Here is a 25,733-nt window from a genome sequence, read left to right as displayed (position 1 = left end):
GCAGGGTGCTTTAGCGGCGGTTTAGCAAGGCATCCTGCCAGCGACGGATAAATCGTTCGCGCTTGGCCTGATCAAGATAGACAAGTAATCCGGGTCCAACCGGGAATGAGCGCACCCGTTCGCCATAGCGATCAAAGATCAGTGACGAGAACGGGCTTTGCGGAACATCTGACCGTACCGGGTTGAAGTTGCCTTCATTTTGCAAAATGCTCTGACCCTTGACGGATAACATGAAGTCAAGGAAGCGCGCGCCAAGATCCGGGTTCCGGGCATCACGCGGGATGATGGCAATACGCGAATAAACAACAATGAAATCATCGGGCAGAATAACGCCGAGATTCGGGTTGCGATGGCTGAATGTCTCGGCATAGGAGCCAAGCAAGTTATATCCCAGAACAACCTGACCGTCGGCTATCTTTTCAAGCATCGGAGATGTGTTTGAGTAAAGCTTCACCTTCGATTGCCCCAGTGTGCGAACGAAATCCCAGATGCCAGGGAAAAATCGTTCGTCACGGGCCAGAAACAGGAAGCCGACACCACTGCGCTCAATATCATAGGTCGTGACCTTTTCGCTCAACAGGTCGTCATGTTTGGTCAGGAGTGCAATGAAATCATCGCGCGTGCGTGGCGGTTCAAGATCGTGTTCACGGAAAAATGCCCGGTTGTAGGCAATGACAGCAGGTTCCTGTGTGACGGCAAAGGCCTCGTTTCGCCATCGCGCCCAGTGCGGAAGTGCCTGGGTCTCGCTGCTTTGATGGGAAATTGCGTAACCGTCATTGGCAAGCTTCATTTGCAAGTCCATGGACGAACTTATGATCAGGTCGGCGTTCGGTTCACTATTGGCACGCTGGGACAGCGTCATGTCATACATTTCAAGTGTCTGAAGCTGATGATATTCAACGCCAATGAACGGATTATCTTGCTGGAAGGCCTCGATCACGGGACTGAACGCGCCAATGTCGGCTGACCCATAAATGACCGCCGATGGTGTGACATGCGCCAGTAGCGATTGTTCCGGGTCGGAAATCTGAGATGTCCGCATCGGAGGAAATGTAAACACCTCGGCCAATGCAGAAGATGCTTGCATCGTCGCGACGATGGCACATAAACGAATAATGGTTCGGCCCAGGGTCATTTTGGATACTCTATGTCACGTTCGGCCATTCACAGGTGGCTGTGGTATGAACAAAGTAATCTGCCATATCATGGTCCATTCAGGGAGCCGCAAGGCAGAACAAAGCCGTAGAACGGTTTAACAGGGAAGAGAATTACAAACAATGAGAGTCCTTGTCGTTGAAGATCATGCAGCACTTGCCGACGGGATTGCACGGTCTTTGCGTCATTCGGGCTATGCTGTTGATGTGATTGTAGATGGTGAGGAAGCCGATGATATCCTGCGCACACAGGAATACGGTCTTGTTGTTCTTGATCTGAACCTTCCGAAACTTGACGGGCTTGAAATTCTCAGGCGGTTGCGCCATCGCGGAGCTGAAAGTGCCGTTCTGATCCTGACCGCACGTGGCGATATCGAAGACCGGGTCAAGGGACTTGATCTTGGTGCAGATGATTATCTGGCGAAACCATTTGAACTGGTCGAGCTTGAAGCACGGGTCAGGGCACTGATGCGGCGTCATGCCGGTACGCACAATACCCAGATCAAATGTGGACAGCTGGCATTTGACACTGTTGCCCGGCGGGTAACGATTAAAGGCGAGGATGTCGACATTCCACGTCGTGAACTGAATATCCTTGAAATTCTGTTACTACGTGTCGGACATGTGCTGAGCAAGGAGCAGATTTCTGATCAGCTCGCCGGGTTCGAGGATGACATCAGCGCCAATGCGGTAGAGCTTTATATCAGTCGTTTGCGCAAGCGTGTGGAAATGGCCGATGTTAAAATTCAGACAGTGCGCGGCCTTGGGTATTTGTTGAAGAAAACATGAAATGGCGTAACGGGTCACTCAGACGCAGGCTTGTTATATGGTTGCTGATACCTCTTTTGGTGATCAGTTCCCTGATGTTGCTCGAAGTTAGGAGTAACGCAGTAAAGTCGACAAATCAGGCTTTTGACCGTGCTCTTTTGAGTTCAGCATTGGCAATTGCTGACCGTGTTGTCCTGATCGGCGGCAAGATCGAAGTCGATGTTCCCTATGTAGCACTTGAGATGCTGACCAGTGCCGCAGAAGATCGCGTCTTTTATCAGGTCAGTACAGGGCAGGGTGAATTCATCACCGGCTACGAAGACCTGCCACCGGTTCCGGAACGCCTTTTACCACTTCGTGAAGAACCGGTATTTTATGACGCTGTTTATAATGGTGAGCAGGTTCGCATCGGGGCCTTGTCCCGATATGTTGCAAGCGTTCGAAAAGCCACGCGTTTTCAGGTTCTTGTTGCGGAAACCATGGGGACACGCACAAGTCTTAGCGAGGATATTCTCGCCAGTGCCGCTGCGCGCCAGATCGTACTGATTATGCTTGCGGCCATCATTGTGTGGTTTGGTATTGGGCAGGGCCTTAAACCGCTGACCCGGCTTGAAGAAGCACTTAATCGGCGCTCGCCGACCGATTTGCGACCGATTTTGCATGACGTTCCGACCGAGGTACGTCATCTGGTTGGGGCAATCAACCAGCTGTTCGGGCGTCTGGAGAACAGTCTGAAAACGATGCAGCGATTTACTGCGGATGCTGCACATCAGTTGCGTACACCTTTGGCAGCACTTCGCACCCAAGCCGAGCTCGGACAGCGCGAGAGCGAACCCGAAAAACTGCATCAGATCATGGCAACGATTGCGTCTTCCACGCGGCAAACATCCCATCTTGCCAATCAGTTGCTCGCATCTGCGCGCGCAGCACCCGAAGGATTGGCTGGTCGACCGTTTGAAAAAATTGATCTTTGTGAAATTACGCGCGCTGTGACCAGCACCAAGGTCCCGGCTGCACTCGAAAGCGGTATTGATCTTGGATATGAAGGTCTGACAGAGCCGACATACATTATGGGTGATGCGACGCTTATCGAAGAGCTTCTCAAAAACCTTGTCCATAACGCACTGATATATTGCCCGGAAGGCAGTGCAGTGACTGTGCGGCTTGAAAATGATTTCAAGGATGATGTCGTGCGGCTTACGGTCGAGGATAACGGCCCGGGAATTCCTGTTGAACACCACAAGGACGTTTTCAAGAGGTTTTACCGGATGAATGATGCCGGGCAGGAAGAAGGGTGCGGACTTGGTCTGTCGATCGTCAAAGAGATTGCTGCACGTCACGAAACCAAAGTGAAGCTGTCACAGCCCCAAGGTCACGGCGGTTGCGTGTTCAGTGTCAAGTTCAAGCGATGTCAATGATGCGCAATGCGCAACGCAGGGATGTGGCGATGAAAGTCAAAGTTTCCGATTAATACATCTTTTCATCTATTTGATATTAAAGGATATATCCTGATCTAAATATGTCGGCGGGTTTTTGGAACGGCTTGCGTTAGTTTGAACTGCGTTTCGAATATGCGGGAACTGGTTGATGTTGCGTGATTGTCAATGACTTGAAGAGGCTATGGGTTTCCACCTATCTCAATCTTGAGAAACAGATGTGCGTGCAAGCCATGCACTAAGTTCCTTGTTCGCGGTGATAAGCCCCTCGCGATTGATCACCTTGCGCGCGATGGCACTGGAGACGGCGCGCGTCCGTTTGTTGAGTACGATACCCATGTCATTTTGGTCTTGGGATTCGACATCCAGTTTATCGTACAGCGACAGTAACCGGTTCTGGACAGTCCGAAGCGAGAGTTTCCGGCGTATTGCGATTGCCTTGTCAGGTAACCCCAGTGCGAGATCAAGCAAGATCAAATATTCGAATTCCGTTAATGCGCTGCGTGAACGCATGTGTTGGGCCTGTATCTGATGAATTTCGCGATCGACAACAATCTGTGCTTCAATAAGGACTGCGCGCAAAGCCAGGCGCATCTTGTCTTGTGAAGCAGTTTTAAGAACATATCCGTAAGCCGCCTGATCTGGAACGATCCGCGTAATGCCGCGTAAATACGCTTCATCAGAATAGTTTGACCAGAAAAGAATTCGGGTATCCGGGCGTTCAGCCCAAATGGTTCGGGCGGCTTCGATACCGTTGTGTTCCTTCATTCGCAGGTCCATCACAATTGCAGAAATCTGATGGCGACGTGCAAGTGTTTCGCCATCTTTGCCATTTGGAGCAAGCAGGATTTCATCAAATTCCGGCAACGTACTTTCCACGATCTCCATCAGAAAGTCGGTGTGCATTTTGTCATCTTCAACCAGCAATATTTTCATGGATCACGTCTCCTGCTTTTCCGGTCGTTTGATGCAACTGAATGGTAATTTGCGTACCTTGTGAAGTGGAAAGATCGTATTTCGCACCGATGAGGCGCGCGCGGGTTTTCATATGTTCCAATCCACTGGAAGGTTTTCTTGGATGTGGTTTGAACCGACCGTCGTCTGAAATCCGAATATTCAAACAACCTGCCGGGTTTTCGGTTACCGAAACTGAAACGAGATTGGCGTTGGAGTGCCGGACAGCGTTATTGATTGCTTCCTGACAAATCCGGAAAACGGCGATCCGTGTTGTCTCTGGCAAAGAATCAATTGCCCCGTCTGTATGATCGTCGACCCTGAATTGCATCGTGCTGTCATAGCTAACCGCACGTTCCAGATGTGTTTGAACCGCGTGGTGAAATCCAAACAAGTCAAGGATTGAGGGGATTGAGGTATCAATGATGTCGCGCAGTCCCTGAATCATGTTTTGGACCTGCTGCTGCAATCGAAGATACTGTGCTTCGCTCAGGCCGGGGCGGATATCTCTGGCGATGCGTGTCAAGTCGGCCAAAGTCTGATCGTGCAAGTCCATGCCAATACGCTGGCGTTCGGCTTCGAGAGCATCAGTGAGGCTAAGCGCCCCCAACCGCAGACCTTCTTCACGCGCAAGAATTTCGGCACGAATTATTGCTTCTTTATTGGCCTTTTCATTAGCCCGCAGGGCATAAAAATAGGGAGCCAGCATGTCTGCGAGAATGCGTATCTGCTCGACATGGCTTTGAGTATAAAAGTCCTCTTTATTTGAAGAACAATTCAAAGACCCGACGACTTCACCCAGGACCTTCATGCCGACACTCACACGACTGCGCAATTCGTGGTCGACTATGGGTGCACTTACTGCGCCGGGGAAAATGAAACGCGGATCCTGAAGTGCATTTCCTGTAAGGAGATGGTCTGTCTTGCCCAGAAGGATGTCGCGGATCGGAGCCTTGTGCACCCGGGACCGCATTTTGCTCCAGGCAGTTTCCACGCCAACTTCATATGCCGTCGCCCACCTTTTGTCTGTGTCGATAAGACACACATCAAGATGGTCAAACTCGATAATCTTATCGATCTCGGTTTTCACCGAGCTTAGCGCCGAGTGAATATCGAGATTGCCCGCAAGCAAATTGGATATGCGAAGGTAGTGAGCAAGATCCGACATGGTTGTTTCCTCCAGCTCTTAAATCATATTCACAGGTTTTTGCCTTGTCTTGCGGAAACCCGCAACTTGGATGCGTGACACCGTATGCGTTGTGCGGAGAGTGCTCTTTACGATTTATCAGCAGAGAATGAAACTTGCGCAATGGTTTCATGGCTGGAGTTGCAGTCGCGAACTCATCCTCACCCCTCCACGGTGATGGAATAAATAAAAACAATAAGTCACTTGCCGATGCTCAAGCGAATGCTGTGTGCACAACCAGATTTCGCAATGAAAATTGGCCTGACGACAAAAATGTTCATTTGCGATCGGTGATCAGGAGCGTCGATTCAGACATTTGACACCTAACTGACCAAGAAAATTACACAAAGCGGGCAGGGGCGCTGACCTGCTGAGGAAGACATAAAGAACAGCGCATCCAACGGGAGGAATACCATGAAAAAACTACTTTCGATGACGACAGCAACTGTCGCCCTGATGTTGAGTGCACAGGTTGCGATTGCTGGCCCGAATACCGTTGCTGGTCCTGGCGCTGATCCGTCATGCTTCACACCGGTATCGGACAACACGACATACTTCCAGTGGCCAGGACGTGAAGGCCCTTACAAGATTGCTCTGGTCAACGGCTTTATTGCCAATGACTGGCGCGTTCAAATGATTGCGGTGGCAAAGGCGTATGCTGCGCAGCCTGACGTGGCAGCTGATATCGAAGAGTTCAAGGTCGTTTCGGTCGGTGAGGATATCGCCGCTCAGATCGCGGCTGCGAACAACTTCATCGATCAGGGATTTGATGCAATCATCATCAATGCCAACAATACCGCAGCATTTGGTTCAGTGGTTCGTAAAGCCAACGAAGCCAATGTGGTAGTTCTGTCATTTGACAACGTTATTGATGATCCGAACCAGATTGCGATCAATGTTGATCAAAAAGGCCTTGGCAAGTCAGCCGGGGAATTTTTGCTTGAACAAAGCGGTGATGGTCCTGCCAAGTTCCTGCATGTACGTGGTCCTGCGGGGCAACCTGTGGATATCGCGCGAAACGAGGGTTTTCTTGAAGTTATCAAGGAATCCGGTCGTGACGTCGAAGTTGTTGATGTCGTTGGGAACTGGGCGCCCGGCGATGGCCAGAAAGTTACGGCAGATGCTATTGCCGCAGGCGGTGTATTTGACGGGATTTATGTGCAGGGCGGATCGCAAGGTGTTGCAACGGCTATGCTGGATGCGGGCGTTTTCAAAGCTCCGATTTCCGGAGAAACCGAAAATGCGTTTCGGCAGCTTTGCAATAAAGCTGGGCTGAGCTGTCAGTCTGGTGGCACTGGTCCTGCGCAGTCCTCAGTAACGATCAAAACAGCAATTGCGGCGTTGAAGGGTGAAGTCGTTCCCTCAGAAATTGCGCTGCCGACATCGATCTCCTATGCGCCTTTCAAGGAAGGTGTCGAAATGTTCCCGAAACTTCCGGGGAGCTTCTTTGCGGGCAACAATTTCGAAGCTTGCAATATTGGCTTCACGGCAGAGGAAATCGCGTCTCAGACAGGCGAGAATAACTAACAACAAACGTCCGGTTACCGTCGGCCCGGTTCGGGTCGACGGTATTCTATACTGGTTAGGAACACTGCCGTGTCAGAGCGCAAATCTCCTTATTTATTGTCAATGTCGGGCATTACCAAAAGTTATGGTGGTGTCCGTGCTCTAGAAGATGTCAGTTTTGAAACGCACCGTGGATCAATCCATGCATTGCTTGGTGAAAACGGGGCGGGAAAATCGACGTTGATCAAAGTTCTTTCGGGTGTTGTGCAGCCCGATAGCGGAAAGATCGAAATTGAAGGCAACATCGTAAATTTTGCAAATCCACAGGAAGCCAATGACCTGGGTGTGTCATGCATATTCCAGGAATTGTCGCTGTTGCCCGATCTTACCGTTGCCGACAATATCGGCATCACCCGTCCCCCACGTAATAAGTTTGGCCTGATTGACTATCGCGCCCAGCGACAGATAGCCGAAGAGGCGCTTGCGCGCGTTGGTGGCGAGAACATCGATCCGATGGAAACCGTCAGCAATCTGTCCTTGTCTCGACGCCAGATGGTGGAAATTGCCAAAGCATTGGCCCGAAACCCCAAAATTCTGATCATGGACGAGGCAACATCTGCGTTAACAGCCGCTGATGTGGAGAAGGTCTACGCGATGCTTCACCGGCTTCGCGATGAGGGAATGTCAATCATCTACATTTCTCACCGTATGCCAGAGATCGCCGAACTGGCTGACACCTGTACGGTTTATCGTAACGGCAGAAAGGTCGAGACATTCAAGAACGGTACGAAATCAGATAGCGCCGTTGTCGAGATGATGATCGGTCGCGAATATAGCAGTGTGTATCCTGCGAAAAGTAGCAGACCTGATGTTTCCGAGCCGATCCTGAAGGTGGAGAACTTTTCTTGGAACGATGAACTCAATGACATCAACCTTGAAATGCGTCCGGGTGAGATTGTCGGACTTGGAGGTTTGGACGGGCAGGGGCAGAAGCAGTTGCAACTGGGCCTGTTTGGAACGCTGATCGGGTCGACCGGGGGCGTTGAAGTCAACGGCGCGCCTGTAAAGTTGAACAGTCCAAAGATGGCGAAGTCCGATGACATAGGCATTGCGCTTGTACCAGAGGATCGCAAATACGAAGGCTTGATGTTGTCGATGACCGTTCGGGAGAACCTGTCATTTGCAGCTGTTGAAAAAATGAGCCGGTTAGGTGTCGTCGATACAGCTGCAGAAGAAATGGCCATCGATGAAATGGTGGAACTTCTCAAGATCAAGGCCGATGGCATCGATGGTCCGGTCGGGGCGCTGTCCGGGGGGAACCAGCAAAAGGTCGTGATCGGCAAGTGGCTTATGACCAAGCCACGCATCATTCTGTTGAACGATCCTACGCGTGGAATTGATGTCGGCACCAAGCAGGAAATCTATCATCTCCTGCAGAAACTGGCAGCTGAGGGATGTGCGATCCTTTTGTATTCAACGGACTATGACGAACTGATTGGTTGCTGTGACCGCGTTCTTGTTATGTATGACGGCCGGATTGTTAGAACCCTTGCTGGGGATGATCTTAACGAAACCAATCTGGTTTCGGCTGCACTTAACCTGCCGGAACAAGCTGTGACCGAGCCAGAATTGAAAAAGAAACAAGGGATGTCGTTATGAATGTGGGGTCTGAACCAGCAGATCTGGTTTCTCGACAAAAACATTTCGCCTGGGTTCGCCGGTTATCCGCTGCCCAGAGAGGTATTCTCATCGCAATGCTGATCTTTACAGCGATGTTCATTGTCTATGGTTGGAAGCAGGCAGCAGGTCTGACGCCAAACATGATAAATACAGCTGCGAACAAGGGCGCATTGCTGGCACTTGTGGCCATGGCGCAAACCTTGCCGGTGATTACGCGGGGACTGGATCTTTCGGTGGGGGCGACATTTGTATTATCGAACTGCCTTGCATCAACAATCGTTGTAGGCGGTCCGGTCGCTACCACGTTCGGGATTTTCGGGGTGCTGCTGGTTGGTTTGGCATGCGGTGCCATAAATGGTGTCATTATTGTTTATGGTCGTCTTCAGCCGCTGATTGCCACGCTGGCGACCAGCGCTGTCTATTTCGGTGTCGCTCTTGCCATTCGTCCCCAGCCGGGCGGGTCGGTAAATTTTGAACTCGCCGATTTTATGACCCGTTCTTCCTTCGCCATTCCACATAGCGTTTTGCTGTTACTGGCTGTGGTTGTGTTTATCTGGATACCGTATCGCAGATCGGTATTGGGAAGAGCAACATTCGCCATCGGCTCATCAGAGCAAGCGGCATATATGTCCGGAATCCCGATTAATCGCGCCAAACTGTTGGCATATGCATTGAGCGGACTGCTGTCGGCGATTGGCGGCATTCTTCTTACGGCACTTACCTATTCCGGTGCGGCCAAGATGTCCATTGCCAATGAGTACACCCTTAATTCAATCGGGGCTGTCGTTATCGGAGGCACGTCCCTGTTTGGTGGTGTCGGGAGCGCAGTCGGTTCGATTTTCGGTGCCTTTGTCATGCGGACGGTCGGTGATCTGTTGATCGTGTTTGACATCAATCCGGTCTTGCAGCCGCTTTTCGTCGGCGTCGTGTTGCTTGTTGCGGTCAGTCTCGGGTCGTTACGCGTTCTTAGAATCAAGAACAGACTAGATATTTATCGGTAAGGCAGAAAAATGAGTGTTTCAGTCGTAATCGCAAGGCAATTTGATCGGGCAACTGTGATTGCATTTGCATGTGTAATTGTTTTGCTTCTGATCGGGGCGATGGTTGAGCCTGCCTTTCTGTCACCGAAATATTTAATTCAGCAGTTGCATACCGCGTCCTTCCTCGGGGTGGTTGCAAGTGGCGTGATGTTGGTCATTCTGTTGGGACATATTGATCTGTCCATTCCCTGGACCATATGTGTCGGCGGCATGATGGCTACTGGTGCTACCGGTTTTCTGGGGCCTGAATGGGGGATTACACTTGCTGTCCCGTTTGGCGTTTTGTGTGGAGCTTTGATCGGGCTCGTCAACGGACTGGGTGTTGCATATCTGCGTGCACCGGCCATGATCTTCACGCTTGGCATGAATGCGGTCGCACAAGGCCTTATGGTTTACCACACGGGCGGATTTGCTCCGCAAGATCGTGCAACCGAGTTCATGCGTGAACTGGCTGTCGGGCATCTCATCCCCGGTATTCCGAACCCGCTTCTTATCTGGATCATTCTTGGGGCGGCGATTATCTTCATGCTAAATCGTTCAGTCCTTGGTCGACGGATTTATGCGGTAGGGAATCAGGAGCGTTCGGTGTTCCTGAGCGGCGTGGATACGCGCAAGGTTATCCTGGCCTGCTTTGTCTTCTCGGGTGCATGTGCCGCCATGACGGGCGTTTTGCTGGCCGGATGGGCAAACCGTTCCTATCAGGCAATGGGGGATCCCTACCTGTTGCCAACAATTGCGGCAATCGTTCTGGGCGGGACTAATGTTCTGGGCGGTCGAGGCAAGTATGTTGGAACGATCGCAGGCGTCATCTTGATCACAATCTTGCAGTCAATGCTGTCTGTGGTTCAGCCGCAGAGATATTTTGCCCAGCTTGGCGTCGATATTCCTGCTGACACCTTCCGACAGGTGGTGTTCGGAGTTGTAATCATTGGAATGTTGTTGATTTATGGGCGGCAACAGCTGGTGCGCTGAAGGTATCGGTGGTGCTTGTCGCCACCGAATCTTTTTGTCACAACCTGAATTTGGTAAAGGATTATCACTTGGCTTACTGTGCCGCAGATAAACTTGAAGATGCATCCGGTATGTTCGAACCATATCAGATTCTGGACTGTCGGTTTCGTGATCTGATACTGGCGAATGTTCGGCTGAGGAAAATTTCCGGCGGGCATTTGTGGACGGAGGGGCCGGTATGGTTTCCAGCTCATCAATGCCTTTTGTTTTCGGATATTCCGAACCAGAAGATTTTTCGCTGGATGTGTGACGGTTCAGTGAACGTCTTTCGCACCCAATCTGAGTTTGCCAACGGTAATACTGTCGATATGAACGGTCGGTTGATCACATGTCAGCACGGCACAAGATCGGTTACCCGTACGGAACATAACGGCACAATCACGACGCTTGTGGATGAATTTCAAGGCAGTCGTCTTAACTCGCCAAATGATGTCATAGTCAAGACTGACGGATCGATCTGGTTTACTGATCCCACCTACGGAATTTTATCGAATTACGAGGGTTACAAAGCGGTACCGGATCAAGAATATAACAATGTGTTCCGTCTTGACCCTGAAACCGGAATTGTCACGAGCGTGACGTGGAGCTTCACCCAGCCGAACGGACTTGCATTTTCCAATGATGAAAAGCTGCTTTATATCGCAGAATCAGGAAGCAGCCATGATGACAAGGTTCTTCCCGTCATCCGTGTTTATGACGTGGTCGACGGAGAAAGGCTTGAGAACGGCCGTGATTTTGCCCAGATCGATAAAGGTTTGCCTGACGGACTGAGAGTCGATTGCTATGGCAATGTCTGGTGCTCGGCCAAGGATGGGGTGCACTGTTTTGATCCTGCTGGAACCTTGCTTGGCAAGATACTGGTTCCTGAAACTGTCTCGAATTTGACTTTTGGTGGCGCGCGCGGGAACGAGTTGCTGATAACAGCAACGACGAGCGTCTACGCAATTCATGTCAACTGCCATTCTGCTCAACAGCCGGTCTGCACTCCGTTAGCCTGATCAGACGGCCGACTGACTGTTGAGCGGGTGAAGACTATGCGTCCTTTGACGGTTTCTCTACGGAATCACGTTCGACCAGCAGGCATTCGACCTTGATCTGGTTGGGAGTGGCCAGCAGACCTCCCACGCTATCTATAAGCAATTCAGCACTAATTTCGCCCATTTCGTAGTGGGGGAGAATAAGCGTGGTAAGGGGGGGGTGTGTGTGTTGCGCAATTTCGCGGTCGTCAAAACCAATCACGGCAACATCATCAGGTATGCTTAATCCAAGATCACGCAGGGCGTCAAAACATCCCAGTGCCATCAAATCATTGGCGCAGAAGATCGCATCCGGTGGATTGTCGAGGGCCATGAGTTCGTGAGTCATGGAATAACCGGTCGATGGCTCCCAATTCCCCGGTCGCACCAGAGCCGGATCAAACGGAATATCGTTACTGGTGAGTGCCTGCCTGTACCCTTTGAGGCGGTCTCGTGATGCGTCAACACCTTTCTGGCCGTTAATGATGGCTATGCGTTTGCGCCCGGCACTTATCAATCGTTCAGTCGCAGCCCGTCCCCCCAGGAGATCCCCGGGCAAAACCGATGGAAGTGTGCGGGTGCTATCGTAGCAATTAACCAGAACGGTGGTTTTTTTTGACAATACGGGTGGTAACTCAACCAGTCTTGTAAGAATGGTCCCGTAAATAATGCCGATAACGTTCGAGTCCGCCATCTGGTTGACGATGTTTGCCTCGATATTGGCGTTCCCGTGGCTTACGGCAAGGATAACATTTATGCCGTATTCGAGTGCCTTGTTATGGGCTCCTTCGAAAGCAAGTGCCATCCAGGGATCGGTACTGATCTCGTCAGCAATAAATATAATGGTCGAACGTGTTTTGCTGTTTGGTGGTACCTGGCTTTCACGCCGCACCAGTTGGTAGCCGAGTTTGTTGGCGGAATCTATGACGCGTTGCCGTGTCGCTTCGGTCAGTTTGGCAGGGCTGCCATTTAGCACCAGCGATACCGTCGCTTGCGAGACGCCCGCCATCGTTGCGACATCCATCATCGTGGGACGGCTTTTGCCACCATAAAGTTTTTTTTGCGACATAAACTCGTTCTGCCTCTGGTCTTTTAGCCAAGCAATGTTTTGCAGTGATTGCGTAAGATATTCCGGAATTACGCACAAGCGATGGGTTTAGTTCTGCGAATTGAATGGCTTGGCGAATTCATAACTCTCCAGACCGACATTGGTAATACCTTTTCAGCTTCTTCAAAACAACCCGTCAGACTGGTCGGGAAGCAGAATTATTAATTATCCGCCACTCAATTTATCTCAACCATCTTCCAGAACGTTGCTTGACTAAATATTATTAATTAATATTATTAATTCAATAGGGAGGAAAATTAATGAAGATTTTGGTCACCGGTGCGGCGGGAAAAGTCGGCAAGGCTTTTCTGGCAACTTTTCTTGGTGAGGAACTCTACTCGTCAGCGAAGGTAGTGGCGCTTTGCCACAACAGGAAGATTGATGCAGGCGAGAGGGTGGAGATCGTCGCGGGATCGCTCGCTGACCCGGAAGCTGTTGCGCAGGCAATGGATGGCGTAACTCACGTCCTTCATATGGCCGCGGTGAAAGAAAGCCCGGATCTCGTCATCGATGTCGCGATCAAAGGGATGTTCCTGCTTTTGGAAGTGGCACGTCAGTCGCCAACTTTGAAGCAATTTATCTTGATCAGCGGTGACTGCGCTGTCGGGCACATTTTCAAAGAGTATCCGGAGCCAATCACTGAGGTGTCTCCAAGGAAGGCATATAGCGGGTGCTATGCTCTGACCAAGGTGCTCGAAGAGGTCATGATCGAGCAATATCAGATCCAGTACGGCCTGAATGGCACTGTTCTGCGTGCACCCTGGATCATGGAAAAAGACGATTTCAAGTATGTGCTCTCGTTTGGGGCGGATCAGTTCGGTGGTCCGGTCTGGGGTGACTTGATGAGTTTTGACAAGGCCATGCGTCTTGGGCAGGGGGATTTTGTGCCCCTTATGCGCGACAAAACCGGGGCACCACTTAAGCGCAATTTCGTTCATGTCGATGATTTGGTCGCAGCACTGATGGCGGCTTTGGACCATCCTGATGCAATGGGGGAACTTTTCAATATCGCCATGGATGAACCGGTCGATTACGCGCAGGTGGCGGCTTACCTTACGCGCACGCGTGGTCTTGAGGCGGTCGAGGTAGCCACACCGTTTCATAGCAATTGGCTGGATAACACAAAGGCGCGCCACCTGCTTGGGTGGCGGCCACAAGTAGATTTCGAGGGGTTGATCGAGCGGGCCTGGTCATATGTGAGAAGCCCGAACGATCCTCGGAAAATCTGGTATCCGGGGTAGTCAGCTCCGGGCCAGACCAACTAGGGAGAGCGAAACGTGAAACATAAAATGTTACTAACTCTCACATCTGCGTTCATTCTTGCGACAGGTGTTGGTGCCGCAAATGCCGATGGCAAAAAGACACTGGCCATTGTGGTTAAGGGTTTGGATAACCCGTTTTTCGAACAGATCAATCTGGGTTGTCAGAAATGGATGTCGGAGAACGTGAACTCTGAATATGAGTGCATTTATACCGGACCGGCTTCCAGTGCTGATGAGGCAGGTGAAGTGCAGATCGTGGACGATCTTCTGACTCGCGGGGTCGCGGCAATTGCGATTTCGCCCTCAAATGCTCCGGCCATGGCGAACCGTATTCGCCAGATCAGCCCAAATGTCCCGGTGATGACGATTGATGCCGATTTCCTTGAAAAAGATCGAGATTTGCGGGCGACCTATTTGGGAACAGATAACTATCTCATGGGCGTCAAGATGGCGGAAGAGGCAATGGCGCTAAAGCCGAAGGGTGGGTCGGTTTGTCTGCAGTTGGGGAATGTCGCGGCGGACAATATTAACGCACGTGCTGCCGGCTTCCGCGATACGATTTCAGGGACAAAAGGGACGGAGCGCCTTGATGGCAATAACGGCTGGACTGAAGTTGACGGGTGCCCGGTCTTTACCAATGACCAGGTCGATCTTGCCAACCAGCAGATGGCCGATACCTTTACGGCAAATCCAGATCTTGATGCCTTTATCCTGATTGGTGGCTGGGCGCAGTTTGCGCCGCAGGCATATGCGCAGGTTACCGATCAGGTCATGGATCGGCTGAAGTCCAAAGAACTGATCCTGATTGCGGGCGATACATTGCCCCCGCAGACTCAGGCGTTCCGCGACGGGCGCAGTCATGCCCAGGTCGGTCAGCGTCCATTTGAAATGGGGTATCGCGCACCGGATGTCATGATTGAATTGATCAGCGGCAAAAAGGTCGAGGATCCGCTCTATACGGGGCTTGATGTTTGCAATCAGTCCAGCCCCGGTTTCTGTGCGGATAACTGATTTCCAAGCGCCATGAATTGGGCCGGATCCCGAGGTCGGATCTGGCCCAATTTTTATCAAACTCAAGGCGGGCTAAGGGTGTGACAAAAAGACAAATTAACTGGGGTATTCTTTCGACAGCTCAAATCGGGCTGGAGAAAGTTATTCCTGCGATTCAGAAATCAAAATCCTCAAACGTTCTGGGCATTGCCTCGCGCAGTGCTGCGCGCTCTGCAAGGGCGGCAAATGACCTCGGAATTCAAAAATCATATGCCTCCTATGAAGCGTTGATCGCGGATCCGGACATTGATGCGATTTATAATCCGCTGCCCAATCATATGCATGTGGACTGGACACTTGCAGCGACGCGGGCGGGTAAGCACGTGCTGTGCGAGAAGCCAGTTGGATTGAACGCGCGAGATGCTGAGCGGCTTCGGGAATGTCCGAAGAATGTATTGGTCGCAGAGGCGTTCATGGTGCGCTATCACCCGCAATGGCTTCGGGTGCGGGAAATGGTCAGAAGCGGGGAGCTTGGTGAGGTGAGGGCGATCCAGGCCGCCTTTAGCTATTTCAATAATGATGGGAAGAACATCCGAAACAGCCCGGAAGCCGGAGGTGGCGCGATCATGGATATTGGATGTTATCCAATCACTGCCGGTCGGTTCCTGTTCGAAGACGAGCCTCTGCGGGTGGTAGCGCTGATTGATCGCGATCCGCAATTCAAGACCGACCGAATGGCGAGTGTGGTTGCTGATTTCGGGCGCGGGCGGCAATTGTCATTTATTGTGTCGACGCAGCTATGCCCATACCAGACCCTGAACGTTTTCGGCACAAAGGCACGTGCGGAAATCATGATCCCGTATAACGCACCTGCAGATGAAGAAACCGCTTTGATTGTTGATAGGGGCGAGAGCCTTGATGGCAGTCTGGCCGGCTGTGAGATGCTGCCCGCGTGCGACCAGTATACAGAGCAGGCCGAAAAATTTGCACAAGCAGTCCTGGGGCGAACAGCTTTGCCCTACGGCATAGAGGATTCCATCGCTTCCATGCGGGTTCTGGACGCAGTCTTCGCCAGCGAGGAGCAGAATAAATGGGTCAATGTCTAATCAAAATCATTCACTTAACAGTAGCTGGGTGAAAAATGCTTGATCCAGAATTATTAATTATATTATTAATTATAAAGCACGCAGATAATTTATAAATACAGTTGTGCTTGTGATTAATCGGGAGGACTAAAAACATGAAAATTGCATCAACAATTGCAACGCTTGGTCTGTCTATGGTTTTGGCTGGCGGGGCGCTGGCTCAGGAAAAACAGCAGCTTGCATTCGTGGTTAACGCAGCGTCGGATTTCTGGAAACTTGCAGAAGCAGGCGTTCAAGCCGCGCAGGCGGAGCTGCCGCAGTACGAGCTTCAATTCCGCTATCCGGCGCAGGGCACAGCGGCGCTTCAGAATGCACTGATGGACGATCTGGTCGCGGGGGGAACCGACGCGATCATGATTTCTTCAGCCGATCCTAAAAACTCTATTGATGCGTTCAATCGCATTGCCGCCCAGGTGCCGCTCTTCACGACCGACAGCGATGCGCCACAAAGTGACCGGATTGCCTATCTTGGTTCGTCGAATGTTGCTGCCGGCGTTCAGGCAGGTGAAATTGCCGTAAAGGCAATGCCAAAAGGTGGCAAGTGCATGGGGTTTGTCGGTTTCCTGGGGGCTGACAACGCAATTGAACGTATTGCGGGTTTCCGTCAGGCTGTTGAAGGAAGTGGCATCGAGCTGGTCGATGTGCGTGGTGATGATGTCGACTTTGCCCGTGCGCGTTCAAATGTCGATGATGTCCTTGCCGCAAGCCCGGATATCAATTGCATGGTCGGGTTCTATTCCTACAATCCGCCCAAAATTTATGAAGCACTGCAGGCAGCAGGAAAACTGGGTCAGATAACCGTTATTGCCTTTGATGAGGACCCTGTGACACTTGGGGCGGTCCGCGAGGGCAGTTTTGCCGGAACGGTTGTACAGGATCCGTATCAGTGGGGCTATCAGGGCATGCATCTGATGGCGGATTACCTTGAAGGTGATGCTTCGAAGGTTCCGAACGATGGTCTTATCATCGTGTCTACCAAGGTGATCGACAAATCCAATGTCGACGAGTTTGAGGCGGTCGTTAAGGAAAGAATAGGCGGGTAATTTCTTCCCCCTGCCTAGCGAGCGGGTACGCGTGTGGTTTTTTGTGCACCCGCTCGCACCTTTCCGATGATGTCAATGGACATTGGGAGCCGTTTGGAATGAGTGCAGTGCATGGGCTTGATCTGAAGCTTGAGAATGTCACCAAGGTATATCCGGGTGTGGTTGCCCTTAATGATGTTTCACTACAGATCAAAGCAGGAGAAGTGGTCGGACTTCTTGGTGAGAACGGTGCCGGAAAGTCGACCTTGATGAAGATACTGGGTGGGCTGATTGCCCCGACATCAGGACATATTACCCTGGATGGTCAGCAATTTGACCGGTTCGATGTTAAGGAATCTCAGCAGGCGGGCATCGCCTTTGTGCATCAGGAACTGAATGTTTTTGATAACATGGATGTTGCCGCAAACATATTTCTTGGTCGCGAGAAAGTTCGCGGGTTGTTTCGGCTGGCCGATCACAAGGCGATGAAAGAATTGGCTCAGCCTCTTCTTGATCGTATCGGTGCGCGCTTCAGGCCAGATACTCCTGTTTCGACATTGTCACTGGCAGAACGTCAGTTGCTTGAAATTGCAAAGGCGTTATCGATGAATGCGCGGCTTGTCATCATGGATGAGCCAACATCGAGCCTGACCCTGTCAGAAACAAACATGCTGTTGAAGGTGATTGCCGACCTGAAGGCACAAGGAATTGCCGTTGTCTATATATCGCATCGGCTAAGCGAAGTTGAGGAATGTGCAGATCGCGCAGTGGTGCTTCGGGATGGCGTCAAGGTTGGTGTGCTTGAACGTGATGAGCTCACGCATGACGCCATGATCCACATGATGATCGGGCGGGATCTTAAGGCTCTTTACACACCACCTGCGCGTCCGGCGACCAAACCCGTGCTCGCGGTCAGAAACCTGTCCATCAAAAGCAAGCCGGATCGACCAGCCAGTTTCGAGCTGATGGGGGGCGAAATTCTTGGCGTTGCCGGACTGATCGGTGCAGGGCGAACAGCCTTGGCAGAAGCTATATTCGGTGTTGGTGAAAAGCTTGATGGCGAGATCCTGGTTGATGGTGTGGAGGTAAAGGTTAACACCCCCGCAGATGCAATTGCTGCGGGGCTTTATTTGGTTCCGGAAGATCGCAAGCGGTCCGGCCTTATATTGGATTTCCCGACGCTGGAAAACGTCACAATGGCTAATCTTTCGGCCTTCACATCTCGCGGTCTTGTTTCACAGAAGCGACAGATCGAAGTTGCTGAAATTCAACGTGATGCTTTGGCAATCAAGACCCGCGATGTGCGCCGCGCTGCAAATGAAATGTCGGGTGGAAACCAGCAGAAAGTTGTTCTGGCCAAGTGGCTGTCCATGGATCCGAAAGTTATTATTTTCGATGAGCCGACGCGTGGCATCGATGTTGGAGCAAAAGCCGAGATCTATGGGTTGATGCGCTCATTGGCCGATCATGGAGTAGGGGTGATGATGATATCGAGTGACATGGAAGAAGTGATCGGGGTGTCGGATCGAATTTTTGTCATGAAAGATGGCGCTATCACGGGGGAATTGCCCCGCCTTAAGTTTTCGGAGAGCAACGTGCTTAATCTGGCTGTCGGCAAAATTCTGGAAGAGGCCTGAGCAATGCAAAAAAAAGATATTGGGCTTGGCATTCTGATTATTGTGGTTGGTGCGATTGTTTACATGCGCAACCCGTTGTTCCTGTCTCCAATCAACCTTGGAAATACAGCCAATCTGATCGGTTTGTTCGGATTGTTCGCCATCGGGCAGGGCTTTGTTATTATGACCGGTGGTATTGATCTTTCTGTCGGGTCGGTAATTGCCCTGTTGGGGGTTCTGTTTGTCGATATGGTGGGGAAATTTGGTGTCCCCTGGCCAATTGCAGTGGCTATTACGGTCGGGCTGGGTGTTCTGATCGGGCTCGCCCATGGAATACTGATTACACGATTTAAGCTCCAACCATTTGTTGTCACCCTGTGCGGTCTGTTGATTTATCGCGGGATAGCACGTGGATATACTGCTGAATCCACTGCCGGTTTCCCATTTGGATCAAGTTACCCGCAACTGGAATGGTTGACCATCGGGCGCAGCTTTGGTGTTCCGCACTCGTTTCTTGCCATGCTGATTGTTGCAGCCATCATGTGGGTTGTATTGCATCATACTGTCTTCGGGCGGCATCTGTGTGCCGTCGGCAAGAATGAGGAAGCCGCGCGATTTTCAGGGATTAATACGCGGTTTGTCACCATTACGGCATATGTCATTTGCGCGGTCCTTGCTTCCATCGCAGCGATCTATTTCGCAATGTTTACAAAGTCTGTGCAGCCGTCGTCGCACGGGAACTTCTACGAGTTATATGCGATTGCCGCGGCAGTGTTGGGAGGATGCTCTCTTCGCGGAGGAGAAGGTTCTGTCATCGGCATCGTTCTTGGGGCGGTATTGCTGCAGGAACTGCAGAACCTTGTAAATCTGCTAGGTATTCCATCTTCACTGAACTTCGCCGTGATGGGGACAGTAATCCTGCTTGGTGTGTTGGCTGATCAGCAGTTTGCGACTTATCGCAATCGCAAGAATACCGAAAGAGCTTTGGGCTTGCTGCAAAAACAATAATCAGGAGCAGCACAACTGTTTGCTGGCCGTACTTTTGATCTGCTGGGCAGAGTAGGGGGAAATCGTGAGCGTGCTTGAGCTGAAGAATATATCAAAGCGTTATGGCGCCATTCAGGCACTTGATAATGTATCACTTGCCATTCAGCCGGGCGAAGTGGTCGGGCTTATGGGGGATAACGGGGCTGGAAAATCTACGCTGGTTAAGGTCATTGCGGGAAATTTTGCTCCAACGTCGGGCGATATATTTATCTCTGATCAGAAAATGGTGTTTCACAAGCCACGGGATGCGCAAAAAGCAGGTATAGAGGTCGTTTATCAGGATCTTGCGATTTGCAACAACATGAGTGCGGCTTCAAACGTTTTTCTTGGCCGGGAGCCCACCCGTAAAATCGGGCCGCTCAGGATTGTCGATTACGCCTTTATGCGCAGCAGATCAGCGGAACTGTTCGCGCGCCTGAAATCGGAAACCCGGCCCCGTGATCTGGTCCATAAAATGTCCGGCGGGCAACGTCAGGCCGTGGCAATTGCAAGAACACTTCTTAGCGATGCAAAGATCGTGCTTATGGACGAACCAACGGCAGCAATTTCCGTTCGTCAGGTGGCAGAAGTGCTCAGTCTAATTCGTCAGCTGAGTGATCACGGGATTGCAGTGGTTCTGATCAGTCATCGTATGCCTGACGTCTTTGAGGTTGCAGACAAAGTTGTTGTTTTGCGACGCGGAGAACTTGTTGCCGACAAGATGGCATCAGACTCATCGCCAGAAGAAGTCACAGGCCTGATTACCGGGGCGATTGAAAAAGCATGAGTGGAATTGAAAAAGGACCAATGAACATGGCAAATCCAACTCTTGCTGATGTTATCAACCGTTCACAACATCACGGGTTGATCGCACGGATTACCAATCAGCAGATTTTCTGGGTATTTCTGGCAGCTGTGTTTGCCTGTTTGGCATTGACCATACTTACCGACAGTTTTGCGACAGAGCGCAACCTTTTTAATGTTACGCGCAACTTTGCCTTTGTCGGGATTGTTGCACTTGGGATGACGGCAGTTATCGCGTCAGGCGGGATTGATCTGTCTGTGGGTTCCACATTGGTAATTTCCGCGATGACCGTCAGTGTTCTTATGTCGGCCGGAATGCCTTTCTGGGTGGGATGTCTCGCTGCTCTATCAGTTTCATTGCTGGTGGGCGCGGTGAATGGTGTGTTGATTGCTTATGCCAAGATGCCATCATTTGTCGTCACGCTCGGCATGCTCTCTATTGCACGCAGCTTGGCGATGGTGCTGTCTGACAATAAAATGATCTATGAGTTCGGCCCTGATCACGACTTTTTACTTTGGCTTGGAGGTGGCGCGACTTTCGGGCTTCCGCATCCGCTCATTATCATGATTATCCTGGCGTGCCTGACGGCATTTGCGTTCCGCCATTTGCGCTGGGGGCAGCATTTGTTTGCGATTGGCGGTAACGAGAATGCGGCAGTTCTGACCGGCATTCCGGTGGCACGTGTCAAGGTCAGCGTCTATATGTTTTCGGCTTTGATGGCTGGTATTGCAGGCGTTCTTGAAGTTGGCTGGCTTGGTGGTGTGACAACCAATCTGGGTCAGGCAATGGAGTTGACGGTTATTGCAGCTGCTGTGATTGGCGGCGCGAACCTTGCCGGGGGTGGTGGAACTGCATTTGGCGCCGTTGTTGGTGCGCTTCTGATTGAAGTGATCCGGAACAGCCTCATTTTGTTGGGGATCAGCACATTCTGGCAGGGAACATTTGTCGGGTCTTTCATTGTGGTGGCCGTGGCATTTGATCGGTTCAGACAGCGGAAAACATAACAATATCAGTTTGTAACTCTTGATAGTTAACCAAAAAACTCAAGAGAAGAAGATAGCTTGGATACACATATGCAATTATTTGTCATAATACATACTGGCTGGCTCCCCATGCAACAATATCGGCGGTTTCATAGCCGGGGAGCGCGGCAACTGAAAGTGCAATAAAAGTCATTGCAATACAGAGCATTGCGGCCACTTTCAATTTATCCAGTATTCGGGAATACAGAGGGGCGGCGGCTCCATCCATGTTGCGCCAAATGTTAAGGCTTAACAGTGCTTCGGAAGCATCTTCGCCAGCCAATTCAGCAATTTTGATCATGGTGGTGTCAGAAGGCCAAGCCTTCTTCATACGGAAGTGATTAACGGACCCCGGCGATAGCCCAAGCTTAACGCTTAAGGCGCGGTCTGATCGCAACTGTAAATTGTCTACGGCGGCGTCAAGGTATTCGTCGATAGTGCGCATAGCGTCCTCCATTTCCCTAAAAAGCAATATGTCATGCGATATTAGACATTGACAATCTTTTCCGGGTTCGTTTGTCTAATGTCATGCGACGTTGATGCGTTGCGTAATGCAGTCCGTACCTCAGGGGCCACCCCGTTTCCCGACATGGTGGCCCCGTCTGGTACAGGATCGCCAGACAAAGAGGAAATCAGATGACGCAATCAAGCCAAATTCAGGGCATTGCAGCCCATCACAATCAGCTTTTAGCCAAAATTGACGAAGCCAAGGCGCTCGCCCGTGAATGCGGGGTTGATGCCATGGAAGCCGGAAACACCGGCCTATACGGTATGTATGCGGACCTTGGCACGGCGCTGGATGTTTCATCGCGCCGGGCCGCACAAATCCGCCACTGAGTTTCGCCCGGTTGAGGCTGGGGAGCCAAAATTACCGGGGGTTTGGAAGGGGCTTGAGCCTCTCCACAAGTGGGGAAGGTGGTTTTGTCAAAATTCTGCCTTCCCCTTCTAAACCTCAAGAAAACCCTCTGCGCGAAGCGCCAATTTCCACCCCTACAAGGATGATGAACGATGAACCAACTCAAGTTTTCCGATGATCGCCAGTTTGCTACTGGCACATTTGTTTCGCTGACCGTTCGGTTGGATGTCGAGTTGCATGCCATCAAAGAAAATTGGGACAAGGGCAAGCCTCCTGTTGCCGGTCCAGATGGCGCGGGGCGTCCAGCTTATAGCGTCTATGCAAAGGGCATTGCGGGCGTGGTCGATATCGGCGCGGTCTGGGTCAAAACGGTCAAGAAACAGGGGCCGAACTTTGGCAAGCAGTTCTTCACCATGACGCTTGATGACATGAGCTTCCCGGAAAAGATCAACCTTGCGGCGTATGAAGCGGGTGAGCCGGGCGTCTATGATCTGAAATGGGAACGCCCACGCGGCGCAATGCAAAATGCCGCATAAGGGCAACGAGCAAGCCGGGGTGAAAGCCCCGGCCTTTCGTATTCCAGACGGTTTTTCGCATGAGACAATGCCGATTTTTGGCGGCGCGTTGTCTCATGCGAAACATTGTTTTGTGGAGTGGTCGGAAGATGGCGAGGAATACGCGGCTTTTCTGCCGACTGACCGGGCTTTCGACTGTCTGGCGGCATGCGAGGTCATGATTGCCGAAGGCATCCTAGAGAGCGCGGAAATCTGGCCTATGTGCCGGTCTGTCACCAAAGGCAACCTTGACCGCCTATGGAAGCAGGTGCGGCGACTGCGTGAGCCGGGAAATCAGAAAACATGGTCAATCGAATTTGCCCGGTTCGGGTATGGCGGAGGGTTTGAGCGATGAGCGGCGTGACGATAGTGGCCTTTGTGGTCGGTGTGGTGATCGGTATTGCGGTGTCGGTATCGGTGTTCCTTGGGATCATTGATGGCTGGTTTAACAACTGAGGGCGGGGCGATGGCATTGAAGGCGCTTGATCTGTTTTGTCGTGCTGGTGGCGCTTCCATGGGGCTTAAACAGGCCGGTTTCGATGTTATTGGCGTGGATAAGATTTACTCGAAGAATTATCCGTTTCAGAAAATCGTTGGCGATGCTTTCGAGGTTCTCACCTGGCTTGATCTTGGCATGTTCGATTTCATTTGGGCGTCACCGCCCTGCCAGCAATTTTCAAAGGCAACCCCGTCTGCACGGCGGGCAATGCATGACGATCTGATAGAGCCGACGCGGGCGGCGCTGGAAGCATCCGGCAAGCCGTATTGCATGGAAAATGTGGAATGTGCGCCATTGCGCCCCGACGTGGTTCTGACCGGCGATATGTTCGGCCTGAACACTTATCGCAAGCGAATTTTCGAGGTGAATTTTCCGGTTCTGGCACCCGCGCCCGGGCCAAGATTTGGTCCGGAGACGCGCCCCGGATCGGTAACGGTGGCCGGTGGGGGTGGCGGTTCGGCCGGCACGTTTTCGGCATGGTGTGACGCGATGGAAATTCACTGGATGAACCGGCGCGAGATTGTGCAGGCCGTTCCGCCTGCATATGCGCGGTTCATTGCTGGCTGGGCCAAAAAGGCGATCGATGACAGGGCCAAAATGCTCCTGGCTCACGGCCATGCCGAAAAGGTGGCCGGCCAGGCCGAAAACGTGCCCGATCCGGCCAATAGCTGGCCTGGTCAAACGGTATTAGCTGAATGAAGACCGAAGGGGGCATTTTTGTATCACGCCCCCTTCTGATTACAGACGACTACAGGGGTAGGGAAAATGGACTTGATTTATGCAGGGTTTGACGGTCTGGACGTAACGTTTCAGGGCTTCATTTCGTCGCAAGCGGTTGAACGGTTCGAAGCAGCGAAGCAGACCGCACAGGAAACCAAACAGGAAACCTTTGCACAGGTCGGCAAATTCAAGGGCCATGTTGCGGAAACCGGGGCGCGGGGTGGTTATACCTATCGCGTGGATACTGGCAATCTGGGCTTTACGTGGTTCTTTTCCAAATCGCGCAAGCGCGAGGGCTGGAATATCCGGGTTTCGTGCAAGTCTGCAACCCTTGCGGCCTATGGCTTTGATGAAACCATTAACCGTATGTATGCCGATCTTGACGCGGTTGGCGCGACCGTCTTGCAGGAAGCGATTGCGAGGGTCGATTTTGCAATGGATTGGCGTATGCCGGAATCATTCCGGCTTGATCCGCACCGCTTCGCGCTCCATGGGACAACAAAGGCCGATATGCACGGCGAGGAAATCGGGCAGCACTGGCAGAAGCGCCAATGCACCGGCATGACCATCGGCAAAATGCCGGGGCGGCAAATCTGCATTTATGACAAGCGCCGCGATATCGTGGCGAAGCGCAAAGATGAATGGTGGAAAATCTGGGGCATTGATCGCGATGAATTTGAGGCGTCTGGCGATCAGATGTGGCGCATCGAATTGCGCGCCGGGAAAAAGCATCTCAAGGAACAATGGGGCGTTACGTCATGGGCCGATTTACGGGCCAAGTTGGGCGATATCTATGCCCATGCGCTCCTACGTATACGTTACAAGGCCGAACTGTGGGAAGAGGACGATAACGTAACGCGGATTGAGGATGACCAGATATGGCACCGGTGCCGCGATGTGATTGCCGAAAACCTGTTTGAATATACCTCCGGTGCGCTGCCCGGTGTGGTCAAGCAGGTCATGCAGGATCAGCAACGCCAGACCATTAGCGCGATGATGGTTGGCCTATCAGCAAATCTAGCCGTTCTGTGCGGGGTGGACAAAGATCAGTTATGGGAACTGCCCCGCGTGATTTCCGAAATGATTGCCGCCAATGTCAAAGGGGAGAATGCCAAGGACTTCAAATTGAAAATGAAGAAAATCTACCGTCGTTACGAAATCATTGATGAAGATGGAGTGATCCTAGATGAAGCAACAATTACAGCGGCTGGAAAGCCGTTTGGATGGGGTGAAGCAAGCCCCGCTGCTTGCTAAGGCCCAAGCCGCCGAACTGGCCTTGCAGGATGCCTTGGCGCTGATGCGCGTCATGGTTGACCGGATCGAAGCGTTGGAACATGGCAACGGTTGATCCGGGAAC

Annotated in this window: 25 protein-coding genes; 20 read left to right on the top strand and 5 right to left on the bottom strand. The window is 51.6% G+C overall.

Annotated elements, in window-relative coordinates; translation table 11 throughout:
• Positions 1–10 precede the first annotated feature (10 nt).
• On the bottom strand, positions 11–1,135 hold the full coding sequence (locus ACTU44_RS13270) for an ABC transporter substrate-binding protein (RefSeq protein WP_114097487.1): 1,125 nt from the start codon (positions 1,133–1,135) through the stop codon (positions 11–13).
• 142 nt (positions 1,136–1,277) lie between these two features.
• On the opposite strand from ACTU44_RS13270, the gene ACTU44_RS13265 reads away from it, so the two are divergent.
• Both ACTU44_RS13265 and ACTU44_RS13260 read left to right on the top strand, forming a co-directional pair.
• Complete coding sequence (locus ACTU44_RS13265) at positions 1,278–1,943, top strand: response regulator (protein ID WP_462095649.1); 666 nt, start codon at positions 1,278–1,280, stop codon at positions 1,941–1,943.
• A 59-nt stretch (positions 1,944–2,002) separates the two neighbouring features.
• Positions 2,003–3,340, top strand: a complete 1,338-nt coding sequence (locus ACTU44_RS13260) for a sensor histidine kinase (protein WP_462095648.1) — start codon at positions 2,003–2,005, stop codon at positions 3,338–3,340.
• Between the two features lie 219 nt (positions 3,341–3,559).
• Here ACTU44_RS13260 and ACTU44_RS13255 read toward each other — a convergent pair whose 3' ends face one another.
• Positions 3,560–4,294: a response regulator gene (locus tag ACTU44_RS13255; RefSeq protein WP_114097490.1), complete on the bottom strand. Its 735-nt coding sequence runs from the start codon at positions 4,292–4,294 to the stop codon at positions 3,560–3,562.
• Positions 4,275–5,480 (bottom strand): sensor histidine kinase, encoded by a 1,206-nt coding sequence (locus ACTU44_RS13250; protein WP_114097491.1) that lies wholly within the window; start codon positions 5,478–5,480, stop codon positions 4,275–4,277. The genes ACTU44_RS13255 and ACTU44_RS13250 overlap by 20 nt, the downstream gene beginning before the upstream one ends.
• Before the next feature lie 432 nt (positions 5,481–5,912).
• Here ACTU44_RS13250 and ACTU44_RS13245 point away from each other — a divergent pair, with 432 nt between their 5' ends.
• From ACTU44_RS13245 to ACTU44_RS13225, 5 genes are all read left to right on the top strand, one after another.
• A complete protein-coding gene (locus tag ACTU44_RS13245) occupies positions 5,913–7,025 on the top strand; it encodes a substrate-binding domain-containing protein (RefSeq protein ID WP_462095647.1) in 1,113 nt (370 codons plus the stop codon).
• 69 nt (positions 7,026–7,094) lie between these two features.
• Positions 7,095–8,663 carry a sugar ABC transporter ATP-binding protein gene (locus ACTU44_RS13240; RefSeq protein ID WP_462095646.1) on the top strand — a complete coding sequence of 523 codons (1,569 nt, stop codon included), beginning with the start codon at positions 7,095–7,097 and terminating at the stop codon, positions 8,661–8,663.
• A gap of 95 nt (positions 8,664–8,758) precedes the next feature.
• Complete coding sequence (locus tag ACTU44_RS13235) at positions 8,759–9,685, top strand: ABC transporter permease (RefSeq protein WP_220150285.1); 927 nt, start codon at positions 8,759–8,761, stop codon at positions 9,683–9,685.
• Between the two features lie 9 nt (positions 9,686–9,694).
• Entirely contained in the window at positions 9,695–10,696 is a 1,002-nt protein-coding gene (locus ACTU44_RS13230; RefSeq protein ID WP_114097495.1) for an ABC transporter permease, read from the top strand.
• A gap of 11 nt (positions 10,697–10,707) precedes the next feature.
• Positions 10,708–11,733, top strand: coding sequence for an SMP-30/gluconolactonase/LRE family protein (locus ACTU44_RS13225; protein ID WP_462095645.1), 1,026 nt, complete (start codon positions 10,708–10,710; stop codon positions 11,731–11,733).
• A gap of 34 nt (positions 11,734–11,767) precedes the next feature.
• On the opposite strand, the gene ACTU44_RS13220 is transcribed toward ACTU44_RS13225, so the two are convergent.
• Positions 11,768–12,820 (bottom strand): LacI family DNA-binding transcriptional regulator, encoded by a 1,053-nt coding sequence (locus ACTU44_RS13220; RefSeq protein ID WP_220150286.1) that lies wholly within the window; start codon positions 12,818–12,820, stop codon positions 11,768–11,770.
• 299 nt (positions 12,821–13,119) lie between these two features.
• On the opposite strand from ACTU44_RS13220, the gene ACTU44_RS13215 reads away from it, so the two are divergent.
• From ACTU44_RS13215 to ACTU44_RS13180, 8 genes are all read left to right on the top strand, one after another.
• Positions 13,120–14,100 (top strand): NAD-dependent epimerase/dehydratase family protein, encoded by a 981-nt coding sequence (locus ACTU44_RS13215; RefSeq protein WP_462095644.1) that lies wholly within the window; start codon positions 13,120–13,122, stop codon positions 14,098–14,100.
• A 48-nt stretch (positions 14,101–14,148) separates the two neighbouring features.
• Complete coding sequence (locus ACTU44_RS13210; RefSeq protein WP_462095643.1) at positions 14,149–15,132, top strand: substrate-binding domain-containing protein; 984 nt, start codon at positions 14,149–14,151, stop codon at positions 15,130–15,132.
• A gap of 80 nt (positions 15,133–15,212) precedes the next feature.
• On the top strand, positions 15,213–16,217 hold the full coding sequence (locus ACTU44_RS13205) for a Gfo/Idh/MocA family protein (RefSeq protein WP_462095642.1): 1,005 nt from the start codon (positions 15,213–15,215) through the stop codon (positions 16,215–16,217).
• Positions 16,218–16,351: 134 nt separating this feature from the next.
• Positions 16,352–17,299, top strand: coding sequence for a sugar-binding protein (locus ACTU44_RS13200; protein ID WP_114097499.1), 948 nt, complete (start codon positions 16,352–16,354; stop codon positions 17,297–17,299).
• A 98-nt stretch (positions 17,300–17,397) separates the two neighbouring features.
• Positions 17,398–18,915: a sugar ABC transporter ATP-binding protein gene (locus ACTU44_RS13195; protein ID WP_114097500.1), complete on the top strand. Its 1,518-nt coding sequence runs from the start codon at positions 17,398–17,400 to the stop codon at positions 18,913–18,915.
• 3 nt (positions 18,916–18,918) lie between these two features.
• Complete coding sequence (locus tag ACTU44_RS13190; protein ID WP_114097501.1) at positions 18,919–19,902, top strand: ABC transporter permease; 984 nt, start codon at positions 18,919–18,921, stop codon at positions 19,900–19,902.
• Positions 19,903–19,966: 64 nt separating this feature from the next.
• On the top strand, positions 19,967–20,707 hold the full coding sequence (locus ACTU44_RS13185) for an ATP-binding cassette domain-containing protein (protein WP_114097502.1): 741 nt from the start codon (positions 19,967–19,969) through the stop codon (positions 20,705–20,707).
• 26 nt (positions 20,708–20,733) lie between these two features.
• Positions 20,734–21,729: an ABC transporter permease gene (locus ACTU44_RS13180; protein WP_462095641.1), complete on the top strand. Its 996-nt coding sequence runs from the start codon at positions 20,734–20,736 to the stop codon at positions 21,727–21,729.
• Between the two features lie 82 nt (positions 21,730–21,811).
• Here the strand turns inward: ACTU44_RS13180 and ACTU44_RS13175 are convergent, their stop codons facing one another.
• Complete coding sequence (locus ACTU44_RS13175; RefSeq protein WP_462095640.1) at positions 21,812–22,192, bottom strand: hypothetical protein; 381 nt, start codon at positions 22,190–22,192, stop codon at positions 21,812–21,814.
• Positions 22,193–22,383: 191 nt separating this feature from the next.
• Between ACTU44_RS13175 and ACTU44_RS13170 the strand changes: the two genes are divergently transcribed.
• The 5 genes from ACTU44_RS13170 (at position 22,384) to ACTU44_RS13150 (ending at position 25,630) form a co-directional block, all read left to right on the top strand.
• Positions 22,384–22,584: a hypothetical protein gene (locus ACTU44_RS13170; protein ID WP_462095639.1), complete on the top strand. Its 201-nt coding sequence runs from the start codon at positions 22,384–22,386 to the stop codon at positions 22,582–22,584.
• Between the two features lie 171 nt (positions 22,585–22,755).
• Complete coding sequence (locus ACTU44_RS13165; protein WP_462095638.1) at positions 22,756–23,139, top strand: DUF736 family protein; 384 nt, start codon at positions 22,756–22,758, stop codon at positions 23,137–23,139.
• On the top strand, positions 23,129–23,512 hold the full coding sequence (locus tag ACTU44_RS13160) for a hypothetical protein (RefSeq protein WP_462095637.1): 384 nt from the start codon (positions 23,129–23,131) through the stop codon (positions 23,510–23,512). The genes ACTU44_RS13165 and ACTU44_RS13160 overlap by 11 nt, the downstream gene beginning before the upstream one ends.
• A gap of 81 nt (positions 23,513–23,593) precedes the next feature.
• A complete protein-coding gene (locus tag ACTU44_RS13155) occupies positions 23,594–24,355 on the top strand; it encodes a DNA cytosine methyltransferase (RefSeq protein WP_462095636.1) in 762 nt (253 codons plus the stop codon).
• A gap of 66 nt (positions 24,356–24,421) precedes the next feature.
• The gene (locus tag ACTU44_RS13150) at positions 24,422–25,630 is read left to right on the top strand and encodes a hypothetical protein (RefSeq protein WP_462095635.1); all 1,209 of its coding nucleotides are present in this window, start codon (positions 24,422–24,424) and stop codon (positions 25,628–25,630) included.
• Positions 25,631–25,733 lie beyond the last annotated feature (103 nt).

This window comes from Thalassospira sp. SM2505, from assembly GCF_054901115.1.
This window is presented reverse-complemented; position numbering and strand designations above follow the sequence as displayed.